Here is a 2,108-nt window from a genome sequence, read left to right as displayed (position 1 = left end):
CCGCGCCGCCCGACCGGGTGGCGCGGCCGGTTCGCGAGTCACCCGGGTCCGACGGGGTACTACCCGTGGCGAGGCACCGCCGCGAACACCGAGAGGAACCCCATGAGCAGCGAGGACCGCGTCGTCACCAACGCCGCCAGCACCGACCAGCACATCACCGGCAACCCGGAGACCGGCGACTTCATCACCGACCAGGCGCCCACCGCGAGCACGCCGGCCCACGGCAGCAGCAACTCCGGCATCAACAAGACCGGCGCCAACAAGCCCGACGAAACAACCGGCCAGTCCCAGGAGTGACGGCCCCCGACCTCACCAGCGCCCTCGCCGAACTCGGCCGGCGCGAGCCCGCCCTGGCCGGCATCGTCGCACGCTTCGGGCCGCCGCCGGCGTGGCAGCGCGAGCCCGGCTTCAGCACCCTGCTGCGGATCGTGCTGGAGCAGCAGGTCTCACTGGCCTCGGCCCAGGCGGCCTACGACCGGCTCTGCGGGGTCGTCGACCCGCTCACGCCGGGCGGATTCCTGCTCCTGGACGACGCCCGCCTGCTGACGATCGGCTTCAGCCGGCAGAAGGCCCGCTACGCCCGGGCGCTGGCCACGGCCGTGCTGGACGGTTCCCTCGACCTCGGCGCCCTCGCCGGGCAGGACGACGAGCAGGTCGACGCGGCTCTGCGCACGATCCCGGGCATCGGCCCCTGGACAGCGACGATCTACCGGCTGATGGCGCTGGGCCGCCCGGACGCGTGGCCGGCCCACGACATCGCCCTGGCCCAGGCGGTCGCGGAGCTGTGGAGTCTGCCGGCCCGCCCGACCCCCGAGCAGCTGCTGGAGATGGCCGAGGCGTGGCGCCCGTGGCGCGCGGTAGCGGCGAAACTGCTGTGGCACTACTACCTCTCGACACCACGAAGGCCCGGTCGGTGACCGGGCCTCGCGGGGTGCGGGTGGTACGTCAGAAGTCCGCGCGCCGGCTGCGGACGATCTGCAGCTTCGCGTAGTCCGGGGAGCTCGCCCGCCGGGCTGGTACTTCGCCCGCATGTAGTCGTGCCGCCGGCCGAGCCGTCCGCGTGGAACGGGGCTTGTGGACGGTCATGGCGGTGCCGATTGTGTCATTGCCCTGCGGTCTCCCGCAGACGGCCGATCTGGGCCAGGACCGCGTCGACGTGCGGCCCGACCTGAGCCTTCAGCTCGTCGCTCCAGGTCTCGTCGGCGTAGGAGGTGGTCAGATACAGGTCCCGGGCGAAGGCGAGCACCGGCCGATGCTCGGGGGCCAGGCGGGCGAGCGCCCAGTCCGCCGCGGTGTCCTTGGCGACGATCGTGCCGGTGCCCAGCGTGGTCCAGATGCGGGCGAAGGTCAGCAGCACGTTGCGGGTGTCCCCGGCCAGGTCGGCGAGCAACCCGGGGATGCCGTCCACGCCGGCCCGGACCAGCAACCCGGTGGGCACGGGGTCGAGCACCTGCGCCGGCGGGGGCCCGGCCAGCGTACGGTCCCCGGCCAGGGCCACCGCGGCCTCCAGGGCCAGGCCGGGCATGGGTTCCGGGGCGGGGACCAGGCCGGCCTCGTAGTCGGCGCGCAGCCATTCGCCGTACAGGAAATCGCCGGTCGGTGGGTAGCGCCAGGGGCGCACCTCGGCCTGGACCACGACGGTCAGCTCCACCGGCCGGGCCCCCACCGCGGAGCCGGAGATCGGCAGCAGGCCCGCGATCAGGGCCCGCCGCTGCTCCTCGGCCAGCGAGCGCCGGGTGACCGCGAGGATGTCGACGTCGCTGGCCGGCCGCAGGCCGCCGAGGACGGCCGACCCGTGCAGGTACGCACCGATCAGCTCCGCCCCGGCGACCTCGGTGCTCAGCTCGACGACCCGCTCAACTTGCCCCATCCGGCGATCCTGGCACCCACCAGACGGTCGTGTCCGCCGGAATTTCCGCCTCCGCGCCCGACAGATCCACCGGTCCGCTGGTCAGCAGGGCGTGGCCGGGTCGCGGGATGCGGATCGGCGCGTCGGTCATGTTGACCGTGCACCGCAGGGAATCTCCGCGTTCGAAGACCAGCAGTCCGTCCGGCCCCTCGCACCAGCGCAGGTTGTCCGCCCCGCCCAGCGCCGGGTCGGCCCGGCG

Annotated in this window: 4 protein-coding genes; 2 read left to right on the top strand and 2 right to left on the bottom strand. The window is 74.0% G+C overall.

Annotated elements, in window-relative coordinates; all coding sequences use genetic code 11:
• Positions 1 to 102 precede the first annotated feature (102 nt).
• Positions 103 to 297 carry a hypothetical protein gene (locus AB0C29_RS45290; RefSeq protein ID WP_360834121.1) on the top strand — a complete coding sequence of 65 codons (195 nt, stop codon included), beginning with the start codon at positions 103 to 105 and terminating at the stop codon, positions 295 to 297.
• Complete coding sequence (locus tag AB0C29_RS45285; protein ID WP_360834119.1) at positions 294 to 917, top strand: DNA-3-methyladenine glycosylase 2 family protein; 624 nt, start codon at positions 294 to 296, stop codon at positions 915 to 917. The genes AB0C29_RS45290 and AB0C29_RS45285 overlap by 4 nt, the downstream gene beginning before the upstream one ends.
• Positions 918 to 1,102: 185 nt before the next feature.
• On the opposite strand, the gene AB0C29_RS45280 is transcribed toward AB0C29_RS45285, so the two are convergent.
• Positions 1,103 to 1,870 (bottom strand): aminoglycoside adenylyltransferase domain-containing protein, encoded by a 768-nt coding sequence (locus AB0C29_RS45280; RefSeq protein ID WP_360834117.1) that lies wholly within the window; start codon positions 1,868 to 1,870, stop codon positions 1,103 to 1,105.
• Positions 1,857 to 2,108: DUF3459 domain-containing protein (locus tag AB0C29_RS45275; protein WP_360834115.1), on the bottom strand; the 252-nt coding region annotated here is incomplete at its 5' end. The genes AB0C29_RS45275 and AB0C29_RS45280, both read right to left, overlap by 14 nt.

Origin of the sequence: Actinoplanes sp. NPDC048791 (assembly GCF_040650095.1) — a bacterium.
In the GTDB taxonomy this organism is placed as follows: Bacteria; Actinomycetota; Actinomycetes; order Mycobacteriales; family Micromonosporaceae; genus Actinoplanes.
Note: the sequence above shows the minus strand (reverse complement) of the source record. Positions and strands in the feature narration are given on the sequence as shown.